This window comes from Mesorhizobium sp. B2-1-3A (assembly GCF_006442655.1).
GTDB lineage: Bacteria > Pseudomonadota > Alphaproteobacteria > Rhizobiales > Rhizobiaceae > Mesorhizobium.
Map to the genome: position 1 here is coordinate 799,459 of NZ_VFWK01000005.1, position 15,671 is coordinate 815,129.

The following is a 15,671-nucleotide window of genomic DNA, read 5'->3' on the forward strand; positions in this document are numbered from 1 at the left end:
GCAAGCCGCCCGCCGAACGGACCTATGACATGCCAAGACGCACCGACATCAAGTCGATCCTGATCATCGGGGCCGGCCCCATCGTCATCGGCCAGGCCTGCGAGTTCGACTATTCCGGCACCCAGGCCTGCAAAGCGCTGAAGGAAGAAGGCTTCCGCGTCATCCTGGTCAATTCTAACCCGGCCACCATCATGACCGACCCGGAACTGGCCGACGCCACCTATATCGAGCCGATCACGCCCGAGGTGGTCGCCAAGATCATCGCCAAGGAGCGGCCCGACGCGCTGTTGCCGACCATGGGCGGCCAGACCGCGCTCAACACCGCGCTGTCGCTGCGCCGCATGGGCGTGCTCGAGCGCTACAATGTCGAGATGATCGGCGCCGACGCCACGGCCATCGACAAGGCCGAGGACCGCGCTCTGTTCCGCGAGGCGATGAGCAAGATCGGCCTGGAAACGCCGAAGTCGATGCTGGCCAACGCCACCGACGTCAAGAATGCCGACCGCAAGACGCATGAGGCCGAGCGCGCGGCACTGAAAGCCGAGAAGCCGGCCGATCTCGATACCGCGCTCGACGCGCTGGAAACCCGCTGGAACCTCGGCGAAGGCGACCGCAAGCAGCGCTATATCAGCCATGCCATGGCGATCGCCGCCCAGGCGCTCGACCATGTCGGCCTGCCCGCCATCATCCGCCCCTCCTTCACCATGGGCGGCACCGGCGGCGGCATCGCCTACAACAGGGCCGAATTCTACGAGATCGTCCAGTCCGGCCTCGACGCCTCTCCGACCACCGAAGTGCTGATCGAGGAAAGCGTGCTCGGCTGGAAGGAGTATGAGATGGAGGTCGTCCGCGACAGAGCGGACAATTGCATCATCGTCTGCTCGATCGAGAACATCGACCCGATGGGCGTGCATACGGGCGACTCGATCACCGTCGCCCCTGCCCTGACGCTCACCGACAAGGAATACCAGATGATGCGCAACGCCTCGATCGCGGTGCTGCGCGAGATCGGCGTCGAGACCGGCGGCTCCAACGTGCAGTTCGCCGTCAACCCTGCCGATGGCCGCCTCGTCGTCATCGAGATGAACCCGCGCGTCTCGCGCAGCTCCGCCCTGGCCTCGAAGGCGACCGGCTTCCCCATCGCCAAGATCGCCGCCAAGCTTGCCGTCGGCTACACGCTGGACGAGTTGGAGAACGACATCACCGGCGGCGCCACTCCCGCCTCCTTCGAGCCGTCGATCGATTACGTCGTCACAAAAATCCCGCGCTTTGCCTTCGAGAAATTCCCCGGCGCCGAGCCGGTGCTGACCACCGCGATGAAGTCGGTCGGCGAAGTCATGGCCATCGGCCGCACCTTCCAGGAATCGCTGCAGAAGGCACTGCGTGGTCTGGAAACCGGCCTCACCGGCCTCGACGAGATCGAGATCCCCGGTCTCGGCCATGGGGCGACAGTTGCCAACCATGCCGATGACCGCAACGCCATCCGCGCCGCCCTTGGCACGCCGACGCCCGACCGGCTGCGCATGGTGGCGCAGGCGATCCGCATGGGCACCTCGCTGGAAGACGTGCACGCCATGTGCAAGATCGACCCGTGGTTCCTCGAACAGATCGCCGGCATCCTGGCCATGGAAGCCCGCATCCGCGAGCACGGCATTCCGCAGGATGCGGTCAATCTGCGCATGCTGAAGGCCATGGGCTTCTCCGACGCCCGCCTCGCCTCGCTGACGAAGACCGACGCGGAAGTGATTCAGAAGATTCGCGAAAAGCTCGACGTTCATCCAGTTTATAAACGCATCGACACCTGCGCGGCCGAGTTCGCCTCGCCCACCGCCTATATGTACTCGACCTATGAAGTGCCCTTCGCCGGCGCGCTCGCCAACGAGGCCCAGGTCTCGTCGCGCAAGAAGGTCGTCATCCTCGGCGGCGGCCCGAACCGCATCGGCCAGGGCATCGAGTTCGACTATTGCTGCTGCCACGCCGCCTTTGCGCTGCGCGACGCCGGCTATGAAGCGATCATGATCAACTGCAACCCGGAGACGGTCTCGACCGACTACGACACGTCGGACCGGCTCTATTTCGATCCGCTGACGGCGGAGGACGTGCTGGAGATCCTGCGCGCCGAGCAGGCGTCGGGCGAACTGGTCGGCGTCATCGTGCAGTTCGGCGGCCAGACGCCGCTGAAGCTGGCGGATGCGCTGGAGAAGGCCGGCATCCCGATCCTCGGCACCTCGCCCGACATGATCGATCTGGCGGAAGACCGCGACCGCTTCCAGAAGCTGTTGCACAAGCTCAACCTCAGCCAGCCGAAGAACGGCATCGCCTATTCGGTCGAGCAGGCCCGCCTCGTCGCCGGCGAGCTCGGCTTCCCCCTGGTCGTGCGCCCATCTTACGTGCTTGGCGGCCGCGCCATGCAGATCATCCATGACGAGGGCATGCTGCAGACCTACCTGCTCGACACCGTGCCCGGCCTGGTGCCGGAGGACATCAAGCAGAAATACCCCAACGACAAGACCGGCCAGATCAACACGCTGCTGGGCAAGAACCCGCTACTGTTCGACACCTATCTCTCGGGCGCCATCGAGGTCGATGTCGACTGCCTCTGTGACGGCAAGGCGACCTTCGTCTCCGGCATTCTCGAACACATCGAGGAGGCCGGCATCCATTCGGGCGACTCGGCCTGCTCGCTCCCCGTTCACTCGCTGCCTTCCGAGCTGGTCGACGAGCTGGAGCGCCAGACGGCGGCGCTGGCCCGCGCGCTCAATGTCGGCGGGCTGATGAACGTGCAGTATGCGATCAAGGACGGCACGGTCTATGTGCTGGAGGTCAACCCGCGCGCGTCGCGCACCGTGCCCTTCGTCGCCAAGACCATCGGCCGCCCGATTGCGAAAATCGCCGCCCGCATCATGGCCGGCGAGACGCTGGAAGACGCCTTCGCCCATTACGGCGCCATGCCCGATCCGCGCAATCCCGGCCACATCGCGGTCAAGGAAGCCGTCTTCCCCTTCGCCCGCTTCCCCGGCGTCGACATATTGCTCGGACCGGAAATGCGCTCGACCGGCGAGGTCATGGGCCTCGACCGCGACTTCGCGCTGGCCTTCGCCAAGAGCCAGCTCGGCGCCGGCGTCGACCTGCCCCGCTCCGGCACACTGTTCGTCTCGGTGCGCGACGAGGACAAGAAAGGCATATTGCCGGCGGTCAAGCGCCTGGCCGGCCTCGGCTTCAAGGTGCTGGCCACCTCAGGCACCGCCCGCTTCCTCGCCGAAAACGGCGTCGACGCCCAGAAGATCAACAAGGTCCTGGAAGGCCGCCCCCACATCGAGGACGCCATCCGCAACCGCCAGGTCCAGATCGTGTTCAACACGACCGATGGCCAGAAGGCGGTGTCGGACTCGAAGTCGCTGCGTCGCGCGACGCTGATGCAGAAAGTGCCGTATTATACGACGCTGTCCGGTGCGGCTGCAGTTGCGGAGGCGATTGCGGCGCTGAAGGCGGGGAGCCTGGAGGTCAGGCCGCTGCAGGAGTATTTTGCTTGACGCTGTTCAAGTCGAGCTTGGTTGTCATCATGTCGACCGGCGGCGTTGCCGAGATGAACACGAAGCCATTGGCCTTCACCGCTGTCGAGCAAGGCAGGCCGAGCGCCCGCACCTTGGCCGACATGACCGGCACTTCGATGACTTCCTTCTTCATGGCAATCTCGCCCCGTTTGCGGGGAGCTTATAGCGCTACCGGCCGAACGCCAGCGCCGAGGCATGGTCCAGAACTCACGCCACTGCCACACACTCGATCTCGATATCGAACTCCATTGGCCATGACGCCACCGGCACAAAACTCCGCGCTGGCGGGTTCGTGGAGAAGTACTTCGCATAGACCCGGTTGATGGCGGTGTAGAAGCCGGAATTGACGGCGTAGATACGCACCATCACCACATTGTCCAGCGAGGTGCCCGCCGCTTCCAGGCAATGTTTCAGCGCTTTCAGCGACGCCTCGGTCTGAGTCTCGATGTCGCCGCGCACCATCTCGCCGGTCACCATGTCGACCGGGGGCGTTGCCGAGATGAACACGAATCCATTGGCCTTCACCGCCGTCGAACAAGGCAGGCCGAGCGCCCGCACCTTGGCCGACATGACCGGCACTTCGATAACTTCCTTCTTCATGGCAATCTCCCCGTTTGCGGGAGCTTATAGCGCTGCCGGCCGAACGCCAGCGCCGAGGCTTGGTCCAGGGCTCACGCCACCGCCACACACTCGATCTCGATGTCGAACTCCATGGGCCATGACGCCACCGGCACGAAAGTCCGCGACGGCGGGTTTTCGGGAAAGTGCCTGAAATAGACCCGGTTGATGGCGTTGTAGAACCCGGAATTGACGGCGTAGATGCGCACCATCACGACATTTTCCAGCGAGGTGCCCGCCGCTTCCAGGCAATGCTTCAGCGCCTTGAGCGAGGCTTCGGTCTGCACCTCGATGTCGCCCTTGACCAATCCGCCGGTCGAGATATCGAGCGGCGGCGTGCCGGACACGAAGACGAGCCCCGCGCCCTTGGTCACCAGCGATAGCGGCACGCCGAGCGCCCGCACGGCCGCCGACAGCACCGGCACTTCGACAACTTCCTTCTTCATGGTGGTTCTCCCTGGGTTGGCAGGGAGCTTAGCATTGGCGGAACGCCAGCGCAGTTCTTCCCTTCTCCCACAAGGGGAGAAGGAAGAAGCGCTGCCTTCACCCCTGCCCCGGATAGGGCGTGCCGTCCTTGTGCAGGAAGCGTCCATCCGAACTCGGGCTCATCATGTCGATGTCGGAGCACGTGATGACATCGGCCGGGTTGCGCGAGCCGACTTCGAGGTAGCGGGCTGTAACCGACGACCGGTTGATCATGTGATGGCCGTTGCCACTGTTCTTGGCGAAGGCAGCACTATCGCCCGCCTTGAGCAGCGTCTCGCCGCCATCCTCGACCAGCGTCAACTCGCCTTCCAGCACATAGACAAGCTCATCCTCATGGCTGTGCCAGTGGCGCTGGCTCGACCAGCCGCCGGGCGGGAGTGTCATCAGGTTGACGCCGAAATCGCTGAGGCCGCCGGCGTCCCCCAGGCGCCGGCGCGTGCGGGTGGCGCAAGGGGCGTCGAAAGGCGCGGGATAGCCGGAGCCCTTGCGGACGGGCACGGCCGAGAGGTCGATCTTGGGCATGGGTGCCTCCTCGGACTGGTGGCGGCAGTGTAATGCACCGCGGGCGTGGGCACAGAGCCACTTTGCGGCAGCGGTTTGCCAGGGGCTGATGGAGCGGTGAAGGTTCACGTCGCGCTCTACGGCGCCCCCTCTGTCCTGCCGGACATCTCCCCCACAGGTGGGGAGATCGGCAGCTTTGGCGCCGGCTCTTTTCTTCGCGATGATGAAATTGGCGAAGCTCGTGATGACGGCCAATCTCCCCCCTCGTGGGGGAGATGTCCGGCAGGACAGAGGGGGGCGCCGTAGAGCGCCGGGCCTCGTTCTCCAATCCACCGCCACCAGAAAGGAAAAACAGGCTCACGACTGCAGCGTCACCTCGCCCTCATCCTCGCCGTCCCAGTAATGCGCGCGCGTGGCCTCGATCTTGATCATCGCCAGTCCCGGCGTGTCGGTGCCCTGCTCGAACCATTCGTCGATGTCCTCGTTCCAGTGTTCCTCGAACGCGGCCTTGTCGCGGATGATCTGGGCCTTGCCCGCGACGGCGACCCAGAAACCATCGTCGCCCTTGAAGGCCAAGGACACATTGGCGTCGCGCTCGATCTCGGCCACCACCTCCGACTTTTCCCAGGTGAAGTAGTAGGACGAGCCGTCATACTCGACGTCCTGGTTGTTGCTCATCGGCCGGCCGGCAATGGCGCCGTCTTCGGAATGGGTGGACAGCATGGCGACATCGATGTCGCGCATCTTCTCGGCAATTTCGGCAAGGCTGCGGTTGGGCATGGTGTGCTCCTGTCAAAGGGGTTGGCTAGGGCAACGTGCGATCTCCCCTTTGGTTCTCAGGAATTTCCCGGGCGCCGAACATTCATCCGCCAACAATCATTGGCGCGGCAATGCGGGCATGCGGAAGCTGCGCACCGTCACACGCATGGCCTGTCCATCTTGACGCTATGGGCGACGAGGCCCCAGCAGAAAGGCTGTCATCACTGCAGTCACGCATGCCACCGCCAACAACGCAACGGCGCCCGAAGAGCTGGCCTCCTGGCAAACTGAAACAGTTTGTCCTGGAGTGGGCGCATTTTGAACCAGCCCGTTCAGGTCGGACCTGCTGCCATGTCGAACGGAATAGGCGCGGGTCAACTCTGCGCCGAACAGAAAGATTTCCGATGAATAGTAGACCCAGAGCAGTATGACGAGCAGCCCTCCGGCCGCACCATATGACGATGCGATCGCACTTGTGCCGATATACCAACCGATAAGCGACTTCCCCAATGTGAACAGTGCGGCGGTCACGACGGCACCGATCCCGACATCCCGCCATTCCAAGGCACGATCCGGCAAGACTTTGTAGATGGCGGCAAACATAACGGAAATCAGGGAAAAGGAGATCAAGGTGTTGGCCGCGCTCAGAACAAACTCGCCGAATGGCAATTGAGCGCTGATCATGTTGCCCAGAGCCGAGATCGCGGCGCTCGCCACCAGGGATACAAGCAACATGAAGCCGAGTGCGGCGACCAGGCCGAGACTTGCCGCACGCGCACGCAGGAGACGCGACAGCGAACTCCCTTTCGTTTCAACTTTCCATATCGCATTCAGGGCTTGCTGCATCTCGCCAAAGACCGCGGAGGCGGTGACGAGCAAGGTGGCCACGCCAACGATGGCCGCCAGGGTCCCCGATGATTTGCTGGATGCCCCTTCGAGCGCTGTCTGAAGCAGTGCCGCGCTTTCTGAACCCATCAGCCCCGATATCTGGGCAGACAAAGCCAACTGCGCTGCGTCATGACCAAAGGCGATGCCAGCTATCGCAACGACAATTATCAGGACTGGGGCCAGCGACGTGGCGGCATAAAAGGCCATCGCCGCGCCATGACTAAGGGCATTGTCGTCGACAAAGCCAACCACGCTCTCGCGCACCAGGTCCCATACGTTTCTAGTTGTGAGTCGCACTTCGAATCCGTGAAGGGGTCGCAAACCGTCTACTATCAATGCGGCGCATCTTCCGATGTTCCGGCCGACCTGAGCGACAGCTTCACCAGCGATGTGAGGCGCACGATCAATGGTGCGGAAACCGTGCGCAAGGCGAGCCAGGAAGAACCCGCCTATCTCATCGAGCAGGTGGAAGCCGCTTCGAACTGAAGCGCAAAGGCTGAAGCGGATGCCTAGTGGCAGCAGGCCTCGCCATACTGCAGCTGCTCATTCCAATCCGGCCTGCCCTCCGGTGTGAAATCCATCAGGTTCCACAGGATCTCGCAGGTGCCGATGGCGCGCGGGTCCTGGCCGGGCTCCGTTGGCGCGAAGCCGAGCTCCGACGACCAGAAATGCCTGATGCCGTCACCGTCCCGATGGAACACCGACAGCAGCGGGATCTGCGCGCCGTCTGCATCCTCGGCATTGTAGTCGCGCTTGAAGCTGTTGGCGGCCGACGACACCAGCCGCATGTTGCGCCAACCGCGATCGCGGCCGAGCGTGACGAGGTTTTCCAGCGCGGTTCTCGCGACCACGGCGAAATTGAAGCCCGCCGCTTCGAGATGCCCGACCGCGCCGTCGAACTGGTCGAGCAGCGCCGTGCAGGACGGGCATGGCTGGTCCGGCCGGGCGAGCCTGGCCGTGCCGCCTGATATCGCCACATCGCGGGTTTCCAGCGGATGGCGCGGAAACATCATGTTGTACAGGATGAGCGAATCCCTGCCGGGCGCGAACAGCTCCGACAGTTTCACCTTCGCCGGACTGCCGCCGGCATCGAGCGCATCGAAGACATAGTCCTGGCGGATCAGCCCGCCCGGCGGCAGCGCACGGCGCGCCTCGGCCACGGCTTCCATGGCACGGCGCAACTCGATTTCCTTCTTCAGGAGCTTTTCGCGTGCGGTGCGGTATCTGGCGGATTCGTTGGGAAAGGTGATCATGACCGGCTCCTTGGGTCCGCGCGCCGGCGTCCCGGCGCGGTTGCTCTGCGACCCAAGGACGTCTGGCCGCGATCGGTTCCGACATTCTTGCGCGGCTTGCGGCGACGAGGCAGCACGCCTTCCCGAAGACCCTACTGCGCCGTCGGCACCGGACAGTTCAATTCGCCCTCAGGGCAGTTGAGATAGCCCTGGAAATCCTTGAGCCTGTTGTTGGTGAGCGATGTCCGGCAATTGGTGACGACCATCGGATAGACGCTGCCCGCCATGTCGATCGGGCCGCCCTGGAACTTGCATTCGGAGTCGCGGAAGGCGACCCAGGCACGTTGCGCATCGACCAGCAATTTCTTCGATGCCGCATCGTCCTTGAACCGCGTCTGGATCTGCTTGTAGGCCTCGTTGAGTTTCTTGTCGGCCGCATCGAAATCCTTGCCGGCGCATTGATCCATCGTCGCCTGGTCCTGCGCATTGGCGCAGTCGGCGGCCCGCGCGGCGCCGGCGAGGAGCGGGGCCGCAAGGACCAGGGTGGCAAGGGTGGAGAGCAGAAGCCGCATCATGTTTCCTCCGGTTTCAGTCGAGACCGGAGCTTAACCGTCAAGCCACCTCGGGCAAGATGCGACGTGCCACCTTGGTGGATAGTTTCTTTCGCCTGTTGGAACCCCTCCGCCTTTCCCGCATTGCTTCCATCGGCTAGGGCTTGCGGGACTGGGGAGAAGAATGCACGACGCCGACGAGATCGACCTGCGCTGCCCGCAAGTGGTGGCCGACAATGCCGCCAAGGGTCGAGCGGTTCGGCCGTGGCGGCACCGAGATCGGCGTGGCACGGGCGACGGAACTGAAGAACCGCGAGAAGCTCGCGCCGTCCACCATCCGCCGCATGGTCAGCTATTTCGCGCGCCACGAGGTCGACAAGCGCGGGAAAAACTATGGCAATGAGGACAACCCGTCAGCCGGCCACATCGCCTGGCTGCTGTGGGGCGGCGATGAGGGCCGCGCCTGGGCGCTCGAGCTCAAGAAGAAGATCGGCAATGCGCCGGATATCTAGAAAGAAGGCCGCGCAGTACGGCAGGCCCCGGAACCCCGCACCGGGACCTGCCGTGGAGGGGCAGGCACATGCCGGTGCGGCCTCCTCCTGTGCCCAGCTGATCTGCGGTCCCGGATCAGCTGAAGGCGTCATGGCGCTTCGTTAGCATGGGCAGGCAACCGCCTCTGTGAAGCAGTTCACAGAGCGCTGGGGTTTCCGCTCGGCGGCGGGAAAATTGGCCGGCACCAATTGACGGGAAGCGATCAGGAAGAGCGTGAACGGTTGTTCCCGGGAAAAACGCGGTGCGCTTTCCCTAGTCTAGCCTTCCCAGGCGACCGGCGTCATCCCCAGCCGCTCGTAGAGCCGTACCGCGGCGGGATTCTCGACCGTATTGGTCTTCAGGTCGACACGGTCAGCGCCCCGGTCGCGAAAGCTGGCAAAGGCATGCCACATCAGCGCTTCGCCGATGCCCTTGCCGCGCGCCTCGGGATGAACGGCGAGGTCCTTGACGAAGGCCGACGTCCAGCACAGTGCTGCCGCCGCCAGCCGGCCCTTGGCGTCGATGACGAGGAAGCACAATTCCGGGTCGAATTCGGGGTCGCCTGAGATGCGCGGCCACCATTCGTCGAACGGGCCGTCGGCGTCGTCGTCGAACACCTCGCTCAGCAGCGCATGCAAGGGCGGCGCGTCACCGGGCTCGAAGCTGCGCATCACAAAACCGTCCGGCCAATGCGGTGCAACGAGCGTCTCGTCGAGGATCTTGCGCAGCCGGATGTCGTTGAGGGCCGGCGGGCGCGGTTCAGGCATCGCGCTCAGGCGTCTGGCTGCAGACGCCGCCGCTTGCGGTCGACACCGAGGCCGGTCGCCTCGAGCAGGCCCTTGCGCTTGGCGTCGAAATAATAGCCGGTCTGGTAGAGCCAGTCGGCCTTCTTGGCGTTGCCATCGGACACCAGCCAGGCGCCACGCAGATATTTGACCGCGTATTTGAGATTGGTCTCGGCGTCGAACAAGCCCTTGGCCGGCCCGTCATAGCCCATGCCGCGCGCCGTCGCGTGCTTGATCTGCATCAGTCCCCAATGGCCATTGTTGTAGGCCTTGGGGTTGTAGGTGCTTTCGCGGTTGACGACATGGCGCACCAGATCCACCGGCACCTCATAGAGCGCGGCGTATTTGACGATCAGCCGGTCCACGTCGCCGCGCATGCCCGTGTGCTCTTCCGGTGCGGCAGGGCTGAGCGGCGCCGACGGGAACTGCACGAGGGAAGCCGGGTTCTGCGGCACGACATAGGCCACCTGCTGCACGCCGGGCATGGCTTTCTGGCCGCCAGCGACCGCCGGCACGACGAGGCCGGCTGTCGTATAGGTCTCGGCGGACTTGATCACGGGCTGAGCTGCCTTCACCGGCTGGCCTGCCTTGGAGGGCGGCGGCGCCTGCCAGGCACTGGGGCTGGCGATCATGATGGCGGGCACGGCCGGAGCCGTCGGCGTCGCGCCGGCAAAGGCCGCGGTCGCGGCGGCCGGATGGCTGGCTGGCGCGACTGCTGCCTCGCCTTCCGAAATGACGGCCCCAGGTGCGAGTTCGGCGGTCTGGACGGGGGCGATGCCGGAGGATTGCGGCAGCACCGAAACAGTGTCCGGCAGCGGTATGGTGAAGCCGGCATCGGTACCGGCGACAGTCGCGGTCTCGGTCAGGGCGGGCGCGGCTTTCATCTGCGAGGTCGAGGTGCAGCCGCTCATGCTGGCCGCCGCCATGATCACGCCGATCGCGATAAGGGTATGTTTTGCTGGCAAGCCGCGCTCTGGTCCGGTTTGTCGGGTCGTTAAGATTTCCCTTACACCAGCGATTCCTGGGGGGCAATCGGGGCCATCTGGTGGTTTTCGGGTGGCGGGGCGCGGGCGGCGATGCCATATTGTTCCTGATATGTACTGGATGGAATCCCGGATTTCGCCGCTTTGCGGAAAGGAGCGCATCATGGAAACGACATCTTCGATCACAGCCGGCCACGCAGTGTTAGAAACAGTGATCGGTTTCATGGGCATTGCCTGGAGCGAAAAGGGCCTGATCCGGCTCTGCCTGCCGGAACGCAGCCGCGAAGCGGTGGAGCGTCGGCTGATGCGCCATGCCGGCGTTTCCGCCTCCACCGCCCAGCCGTCTTGGGTGGTCGACCTGATCGCCTCGATCAAGGCTTACGCCGCCGGCGAGGACGTCGATTTCTCCGGCGTCCCGGTCGATCTCGACGGCGTCGACGAGTTCCGCCTCGCCATCTACGACGCGGCACGCAAACTCAGCTATGGCGAGACCACCACCTATGGCGAACTGGCCAAGCGCGCCGGCCATGCCGGCCTGCCGCGCGAAACGGGTGCCGCCCTTGGCGCCAATCCGGTGCCGCTGGTCATTCCTTGCCACCGCATCCTTGCGGCCGGCGGCAAGATCGGCGGCTTCTCCGCGCCCGGCGGTTCGGTCACCAAGGAGAAGATGCTGGCCATGGAAGGCGTGCGCGTCGGCCCGCCGCCTCCGGCGCAGGTGTCCTTCGGGTTCTAGAGGGCCTTGGTCTTGAGGCGTGTTGAGATTCAGGTCCGGCCGAGCCGAGAGCGCTCGCAGACCGGCGTCACCTGAACGTCAGTACAGCTTAGTGACGGCGCGGGAAGCGGCGGCGGAAATGCTCATTGTCCGGACGCTTGCAGTTGTAGACCGGGCAGGACTTGGTGTCGGCGCTCGGCACATAGGCCCGCGTCCTCACCTCGCCCATGGTGCAGAACTGCTGGCTCTGCACATAACGGTCGTAAAGCGGCAGCCCCGGCACGCGCGTCGACTGGTAGCGCAGGATGACCGCGCCCTGGCGCGCGATCGTCGACTGCACCTTGCCGCAGCTCATATGCGTCGGGTCGTAGCGCGAGATTGCCTGCGCCTCGGCGGCCACCAGCGTCAGGCAGGCGGCAAGCAGAATGGTTTTCATGGTCCTCTCCCCTGATCCGCGACCCAAGGACAGCGCGATCTGTGGCAACGGTTTCACCAGATTGGGGCGGCCGTTGGGCAGTCCCGCAATCACGGCTTTCTCACACAGTCTTGTTTTTGGTGCGAAAGCAGCCTATATCAGCCCCATTGATATTTCGGCCGATCGATCCGGGCCTCGCGATCTTCGCGTTTGCTGACGTCTATCTCCAAAATCTCGATGCACACCGGCTGGACTTCGGTCTGGTCAAACCAAAGCAAATGCAAGGACTATTTTTATGGCAACTGGAACGGTCAAGTGGTTCAACGCCACCAAGGGCTTCGGCTTCATCCAGCCTGACGCGGGCGGCGCGGACGTTTTCGTCCACATCTCCGCTGTCGAGCGCGCTGGACTGTCGACCCTGGTCGAAGGCCAGAAGATCAACTTCGAGATCGAGCAGGACCGCCGCACTGGCAAGTCGTCCGCTGGATCTCTGAGCAAGGCAGCCTGATTTTGCGAATGGCGCGCGCCGGGCGATAGCTCGGGGCGCGCGGCAAGTCACGGATGTACTGACGGTCGCGCGAGAAGCGCGCCCGGAGCGGAAAGACCCGATACGCTGGAACAGCAGATAGCTGCCAGCCCGGACCGGACGCTCCCGATCAGGCTACCAAGCATGGAAGGCGGGATTTATCCCGCCTTTTTTGTTTGTCTGGGGTTGAGCCATTTCGCTTCGCAACGCCGATCATGTTATTTTCAATTCATGACCAAGCTCGAACAGATCGAAAGAGCCATCGCAGCCCTAAGCCCCGAAGAGCTGAAGGCCTTTGCCAAATGGTTCGCGGCGTTCCAGGCAGACGTATGGCACACGCAGATCGAGGCCGATGAAAAGCAGGTCGACTGGACGGGTTTGCCGAAAAGGCGTTGGCCGAGGTTCGAGCCGGAAACTTTCGACGTCTTTAGCCGCGGCGCCGAGACCTTTTCAAGAATTCGCTCTGGCGAGTCAGATAGCGTGGTTTTCGAGAACCGGAGCGGAGCGTACATTTAAGTACGTGAGCACCGGAAGCACAGAAAACCGCGCTAGGTGGCCGCCAGAGTAGAATTATTGAGAAGGTCTCAACCCACCCACTCGATCGGCACATGCTCCGGATCCGCCTCGACGCGGCCAAGCCAGGTCACGACCGCCGGATAGGCGCCGAGCTGAAAGCCGCCCTGCTCGGCCGTATGCGTGTAGGCATAGAGCGCGATGTCGGCGACGCTGAAGGCGTTGCCGGCGAAGAAGGCGTTGTGCTCCAGATACTTGTTCATCACGCCCAGCGCCTTGTTGCCGCGCTCCAGCGTCACGGCCAGCCGCTCGGGCGTGGCGTCCCTGGCCCGCTCGGGAAAGGTCAGCAGCGCCTTGCGCACGGCGATGTAGGGCTCGTGGCTGTATTGCTCGAAGAACAGCCATTGATAGGCGAGCCCGCGCTCGTATCTGTCCGCCGGCAGGAAGCGCGTGCCTTCGGCCAGATAGAGCAGGATGGCGTTGGATTCGGCCAGCCGGCGGCCATCGTCGAGTTCGAGCAGCGGCACCATCGCGTTGGGGTTCTTGGCCACGAAGTCGGCCTTTCGTGTGTCGCCGGTATGCGAACTCACCTCGATCGTGGTGAAGGCGAGGCCAAGCTTGGCCATCAGCAGGCGCGGCTTGTAGCAATTGCCGCTGTCGATCATGCTGTAGAGTATCATGGACGATCCCCGGAGCTGCCTTGAGCAGGCGATTATCGCAGCCGCCGTGCCTTCAACCAATGATTTGTTTTGGCGCGACCATCAGCGGCGCTGATGAGAGCGCACCGCTTTCGCCAATCGTCGAGGTCGCCTAGCCGAACAGCGGCACGACATTGTTCTCCTTGCCCAGCAGCGCATCGATGGCGATCGGCTTTTCGTCGAAGATGGTGCCGGCCAGCGCCGGCCGGGCCAGAAGGAAACCCTGCAGCAGGTCGACACCGCCGTCGAGCGCGACGCGCAGATGGGCGGGCTGCTCGATGCCTTCGACCAGCACCCTGGCGCCGCGATCGTGCAGGCTGGACACAAGCGGCCTGAAGAAGCGTTCTGCGGCGGCGTGGCGACAGAACTCACCAAACCAGCCGCCATCGATCTTCACGATATCGGGCTGGAGCAGGCTCACCCGCTCCTCGGTCGAGTGGCCGGTGCCGAAATCGTCGATGGCGATGCGGATGCCGTCGCGCCGCATTTCGCGCACCAGCCGGGCCAGAAGCGCGTTGTCCGCCGCCTGTTCGGTGATTTCGCAGACCAGCATGCCGGGGGCAAGGCCGAGCTCGCCAAGATGCCGGCTCATCAGCCGGATCTCGGCCAGCGCCCGCCCGGGGTGGTCGTTGACCATCGGATTGTAGTTGAAGAACAGGTCGAGCCCGTCGACGCCGATGTTTTGGAAATTCCTGAGATGCAGAACCCGGCACATGGTTTCGACAAACAGCCTGTCCGATGCCGCAATGCTTTCGAAGAACGCCCGCGGCGACCCTGCCCGGCCGTCACGGTGCGGCTCGATCAGCCCTTCGACCGCCACCGCGTGCAGCGTGCCGCCGAGCGGCGCGAAAATCGGCTGGTAGGCGCTGCGCAGGCGGAAGTCGCCATGGACGCCGTATTCGATGCCGACCTCGTCGACGAAGATCGCGTCGCCGACATTGCGCCGTCGCTCGATCCTCATGGCGTTACCCGGCGCCCGAAGGCTTTCGTCGGTCGCGCCGTACGCGGGGCGACGGTGTGGGCAGTGGGCGCATCACTTGCAGCGGCAACAGAGCCCGGACTGCTTTTTGCGAAAACACGGAAACTCGTCGGCGCCAGCTCGGGCCGCGCCAGTACGAAGCCTTGCACCATCGAGGCGCCGGACTTCTCGGCGAGTTCCAGTTGCCACCCCTCTTCGATACCCTCGAACACCGTGCGGATGCCTTGCTCTTCGAAGCTCTTCACCATGGAGGTCAGCAGGGCGAAACCGGCGCCGGATTCCATCAGCTGCGTGATCCAGAGGGCATCGAACTTGACGATGTCGGGCCTCAACTCCTTGATACGGTTGATGTCGGAATCGTCGGCGCCATAGTCGTCGACGGCGATGCGAAAACCGTTGCCGCGCAGCGCCGCGACGAAACCGTGCAGCGTCTCCTGCGATGCCGACCTCTGCTCGGTCACCTCGCACACGACGCGGCCCGGATCGATGCCGGCCTCGTGCAGCACCAGCCGCATTTCACGCAAGGCATTGTCGGCGACCGCCCGCTCGGTGAACACCGACGGGTCGAAATTGACGAAGATCGATGCCTCCCGCGGCAGGCAGGCGCCGGCGTTGAGGAGATGCAGCGTCCTGGTCAGCGCCTCGACATGCAAGCGGTCGGCGGCCGGACAGGTCGAAAAGAAGGTCATCGGCGATTGCGCCTCGCCGTCACGGAACGGCCGGATCAGTCCTTCGAAGGCGGCAACCGACAGCCTGCCCTCCTTGAAGGCGAAGATCGGCTGGAACGCACTTTGCAGCGTGTAGAGGCCCCAGACACCTGACGAGGTGCCGTCATCATGACGGATGATGTGGGCAAGCCCGATGCTGCGCGACACGGTTCCTCGCTCCGCGGATTGGCGGAATGGATTGCGATCCTGCCATGCAAGCCTCTACCGCCCGT

General features: G+C 64.0%; 19 protein-coding genes and 1 pseudogene. 6 read left to right on the forward strand and 14 right to left on the reverse strand.

Going from position 1 to position 15,671, the window contains the following annotated elements; translation table 11 throughout:
* Positions 1-29 precede the first annotated feature (29 nt).
* Positions 30-3,533 (forward strand): carbamoyl-phosphate synthase large subunit, encoded by a 3,504-nt coding sequence (carB, locus tag FJ977_RS24220; RefSeq protein ID WP_140774662.1) that lies wholly within the window; start codon positions 30-32, stop codon positions 3,531-3,533.
* Here the strand turns inward: carB and FJ977_RS24225 are convergent.
* From FJ977_RS24225 to FJ977_RS24255, 6 genes are all read right to left on the reverse strand, one after another.
* Positions 3,505-3,687 (reverse strand): hypothetical protein, encoded by a 183-nt coding sequence (locus FJ977_RS24225; protein ID WP_246683307.1) that lies wholly within the window; start codon positions 3,685-3,687, stop codon positions 3,505-3,507. The genes carB and FJ977_RS24225 overlap by 29 nt on opposite strands.
* Before the next feature lie 74 nt (positions 3,688-3,761).
* Positions 3,762-4,154, reverse strand: a complete 393-nt coding sequence (locus FJ977_RS24230) for a RidA family protein (protein ID WP_140774663.1) — start codon at positions 4,152-4,154, stop codon at positions 3,762-3,764.
* Between the two features lie 71 nt (positions 4,155-4,225).
* On the reverse strand, positions 4,226-4,618 hold the full coding sequence (locus FJ977_RS24235; protein ID WP_140774664.1) for a RidA family protein: 393 nt from the start codon (positions 4,616-4,618) through the stop codon (positions 4,226-4,228).
* Positions 4,619-4,715: 97 nt separating this feature from the next.
* Positions 4,716-5,180: a cupin domain-containing protein gene (locus FJ977_RS24240; RefSeq protein WP_140774665.1), complete on the reverse strand. Its 465-nt coding sequence runs from the start codon at positions 5,178-5,180 to the stop codon at positions 4,716-4,718.
* A 336-nt stretch (positions 5,181-5,516) separates the two neighbouring features.
* Positions 5,517-5,939, reverse strand: a complete 423-nt coding sequence (locus tag FJ977_RS24250; protein ID WP_140774666.1) for a pyridoxamine 5'-phosphate oxidase family protein — start codon at positions 5,937-5,939, stop codon at positions 5,517-5,519.
* Positions 5,940-6,104: 165 nt separating this feature from the next.
* Positions 6,105-7,070 carry a YihY/virulence factor BrkB family protein gene (locus FJ977_RS24255; protein WP_246683309.1) on the reverse strand — a complete coding sequence of 322 codons (966 nt, stop codon included), beginning with the start codon at positions 7,068-7,070 and terminating at the stop codon, positions 6,105-6,107.
* Positions 7,071-7,112: 42 nt separating this feature from the next.
* On the opposite strand from FJ977_RS24255, the gene FJ977_RS24260 reads away from it, so the two are divergent.
* Complete coding sequence (locus tag FJ977_RS24260; protein WP_140774668.1) at positions 7,113-7,292, forward strand: hypothetical protein; 180 nt, start codon at positions 7,113-7,115, stop codon at positions 7,290-7,292.
* A 23-nt stretch (positions 7,293-7,315) separates the two neighbouring features.
* On the opposite strand, the gene FJ977_RS24265 is transcribed toward FJ977_RS24260, so the two are convergent.
* Positions 7,316-8,059 (reverse strand): DUF899 family protein, encoded by a 744-nt coding sequence (locus tag FJ977_RS24265; RefSeq protein ID WP_140774669.1) that lies wholly within the window; start codon positions 8,057-8,059, stop codon positions 7,316-7,318.
* A 131-nt stretch (positions 8,060-8,190) separates the two neighbouring features.
* Positions 8,191-8,613, reverse strand: a complete 423-nt coding sequence (locus tag FJ977_RS24270; RefSeq protein WP_348643228.1) for a lysozyme inhibitor LprI family protein — start codon at positions 8,611-8,613, stop codon at positions 8,191-8,193.
* A 160-nt stretch (positions 8,614-8,773) separates the two neighbouring features.
* Here FJ977_RS24270 and FJ977_RS24275 point away from each other — a divergent pair.
* Positions 8,774-9,101, forward strand: a pseudogene (locus FJ977_RS24275) (hypothetical protein).
* A 297-nt stretch (positions 9,102-9,398) separates the two neighbouring features.
* Here the strand turns inward: FJ977_RS24275 and FJ977_RS24280 are convergent.
* Both FJ977_RS24280 and FJ977_RS24285 read right to left on the reverse strand, forming a co-directional pair.
* Positions 9,399-9,887 carry a GNAT family N-acetyltransferase gene (locus FJ977_RS24280; protein WP_140774670.1) on the reverse strand — a complete coding sequence of 163 codons (489 nt, stop codon included), beginning with the start codon at positions 9,885-9,887 and terminating at the stop codon, positions 9,399-9,401.
* A 5-nt stretch (positions 9,888-9,892) separates the two neighbouring features.
* The gene (locus FJ977_RS24285; RefSeq protein WP_140774671.1) at positions 9,893-10,870 is read right to left on the reverse strand and encodes a lytic transglycosylase domain-containing protein; all 978 of its coding nucleotides are present in this window, start codon (positions 10,868-10,870) and stop codon (positions 9,893-9,895) included.
* 181 nt (positions 10,871-11,051) lie between these two features.
* Between FJ977_RS24285 and FJ977_RS24290 the strand changes: the two genes are divergently transcribed.
* Positions 11,052-11,621, forward strand: coding sequence for a methylated-DNA--[protein]-cysteine S-methyltransferase (locus FJ977_RS24290; RefSeq protein ID WP_140774672.1), 570 nt, complete (start codon positions 11,052-11,054; stop codon positions 11,619-11,621).
* An 88-nt stretch (positions 11,622-11,709) separates the two neighbouring features.
* Here the strand turns inward: FJ977_RS24290 and FJ977_RS24295 are convergent, their stop codons facing one another.
* Complete coding sequence (locus FJ977_RS24295) at positions 11,710-12,036, reverse strand: hypothetical protein (RefSeq protein ID WP_140774673.1); 327 nt, start codon at positions 12,034-12,036, stop codon at positions 11,710-11,712.
* A gap of 274 nt (positions 12,037-12,310) precedes the next feature.
* Between FJ977_RS24295 and FJ977_RS24300 the strand changes: the two genes are divergently transcribed.
* Both FJ977_RS24300 and FJ977_RS36420 read left to right on the forward strand, forming a co-directional pair.
* A complete protein-coding gene (locus tag FJ977_RS24300) occupies positions 12,311-12,523 on the forward strand; it encodes a cold-shock protein (RefSeq protein WP_010910991.1) in 213 nt (70 codons plus the stop codon).
* 162 nt (positions 12,524-12,685) lie between these two features.
* A complete protein-coding gene (locus FJ977_RS36420; RefSeq protein WP_246683311.1) occupies positions 12,686-13,057 on the forward strand; it encodes a hypothetical protein in 372 nt (123 codons plus the stop codon).
* 68 nt (positions 13,058-13,125) lie between these two features.
* Here FJ977_RS36420 and FJ977_RS24310 read toward each other — a convergent pair whose 3' ends face one another.
* The 3 genes from FJ977_RS24310 to FJ977_RS24320 form a co-directional block, all read right to left on the reverse strand.
* A complete protein-coding gene (locus tag FJ977_RS24310; protein ID WP_140774674.1) occupies positions 13,126-13,734 on the reverse strand; it encodes a glutathione S-transferase family protein in 609 nt (202 codons plus the stop codon).
* A gap of 130 nt (positions 13,735-13,864) precedes the next feature.
* Positions 13,865-14,713 (reverse strand): EAL domain-containing protein, encoded by an 849-nt coding sequence (locus FJ977_RS24315; RefSeq protein ID WP_140774675.1) that lies wholly within the window; start codon positions 14,711-14,713, stop codon positions 13,865-13,867.
* On the reverse strand, positions 14,710-15,606 hold the full coding sequence (locus tag FJ977_RS24320; RefSeq protein WP_140774676.1) for an EAL domain-containing protein: 897 nt from the start codon (positions 15,604-15,606) through the stop codon (positions 14,710-14,712). Before FJ977_RS24320 ends, FJ977_RS24315 begins: the two co-directional genes overlap by 4 nt.
* Positions 15,607-15,671 lie beyond the last annotated feature (65 nt).

Coding starts and splice junctions, on each gene's coding strand:
- FJ977_RS24235 (WP_140774664.1), bottom strand. CDS start 4,618: ATGAAGAAGGAAGTTGTCGAAGTGCCGGTGCTGTCGGCGGCCGTGCGG.
- FJ977_RS24290 (WP_140774672.1), top strand. CDS start 11,052: ATGGAAACGACATCTTCGATCACAGCCGGCCACGCAGTGTTAGAAACA.
- FJ977_RS24240 (WP_140774665.1), bottom strand. CDS start 5,180: ATGCCCAAGATCGACCTCTCGGCCGTGCCCGTCCGCAAGGGCTCCGGC.
- FJ977_RS24310 (WP_140774674.1), bottom strand. CDS start 13,734: ATGATACTCTACAGCATGATCGACAGCGGCAATTGCTACAAGCCGCGC.
- FJ977_RS36420 (WP_246683311.1), top strand. CDS start 12,686: ATGGAAGGCGGGATTTATCCCGCCTTTTTTGTTTGTCTGGGGTTGAGC.
- FJ977_RS24295 (WP_140774673.1), bottom strand. CDS start 12,036: ATGAAAACCATTCTGCTTGCCGCCTGCCTGACGCTGGTGGCCGCCGAG.
- carB (WP_140774662.1), top strand. CDS start 30: ATGCCAAGACGCACCGACATCAAGTCGATCCTGATCATCGGGGCCGGC.
- FJ977_RS24315 (WP_140774675.1), bottom strand. CDS start 14,713: ATGAGGATCGAGCGACGGCGCAATGTCGGCGACGCGATCTTCGTCGAC.
- FJ977_RS24270 (WP_348643228.1), bottom strand. CDS start 8,613: ATGATGCGGCTTCTGCTCTCCACCCTTGCCACCCTGGTCCTTGCGGCC.
- FJ977_RS24230 (WP_140774663.1), bottom strand. CDS start 4,154: ATGAAGAAGGAAGTTATCGAAGTGCCGGTCATGTCGGCCAAGGTGCGG.
- FJ977_RS24265 (WP_140774669.1), bottom strand. CDS start 8,059: ATGATCACCTTTCCCAACGAATCCGCCAGATACCGCACCGCACGCGAA.
- FJ977_RS24280 (WP_140774670.1), bottom strand. CDS start 9,887: ATGCCTGAACCGCGCCCGCCGGCCCTCAACGACATCCGGCTGCGCAAG.
- FJ977_RS24300 (WP_010910991.1), top strand. CDS start 12,311: ATGGCAACTGGAACGGTCAAGTGGTTCAACGCCACCAAGGGCTTCGGC.
- FJ977_RS24225 (WP_246683307.1), bottom strand. CDS start 3,687: ATGAAGAAGGAAGTCATCGAAGTGCCGGTCATGTCGGCCAAGGTGCGG.
- FJ977_RS24250 (WP_140774666.1), bottom strand. CDS start 5,939: ATGCCCAACCGCAGCCTTGCCGAAATTGCCGAGAAGATGCGCGACATC.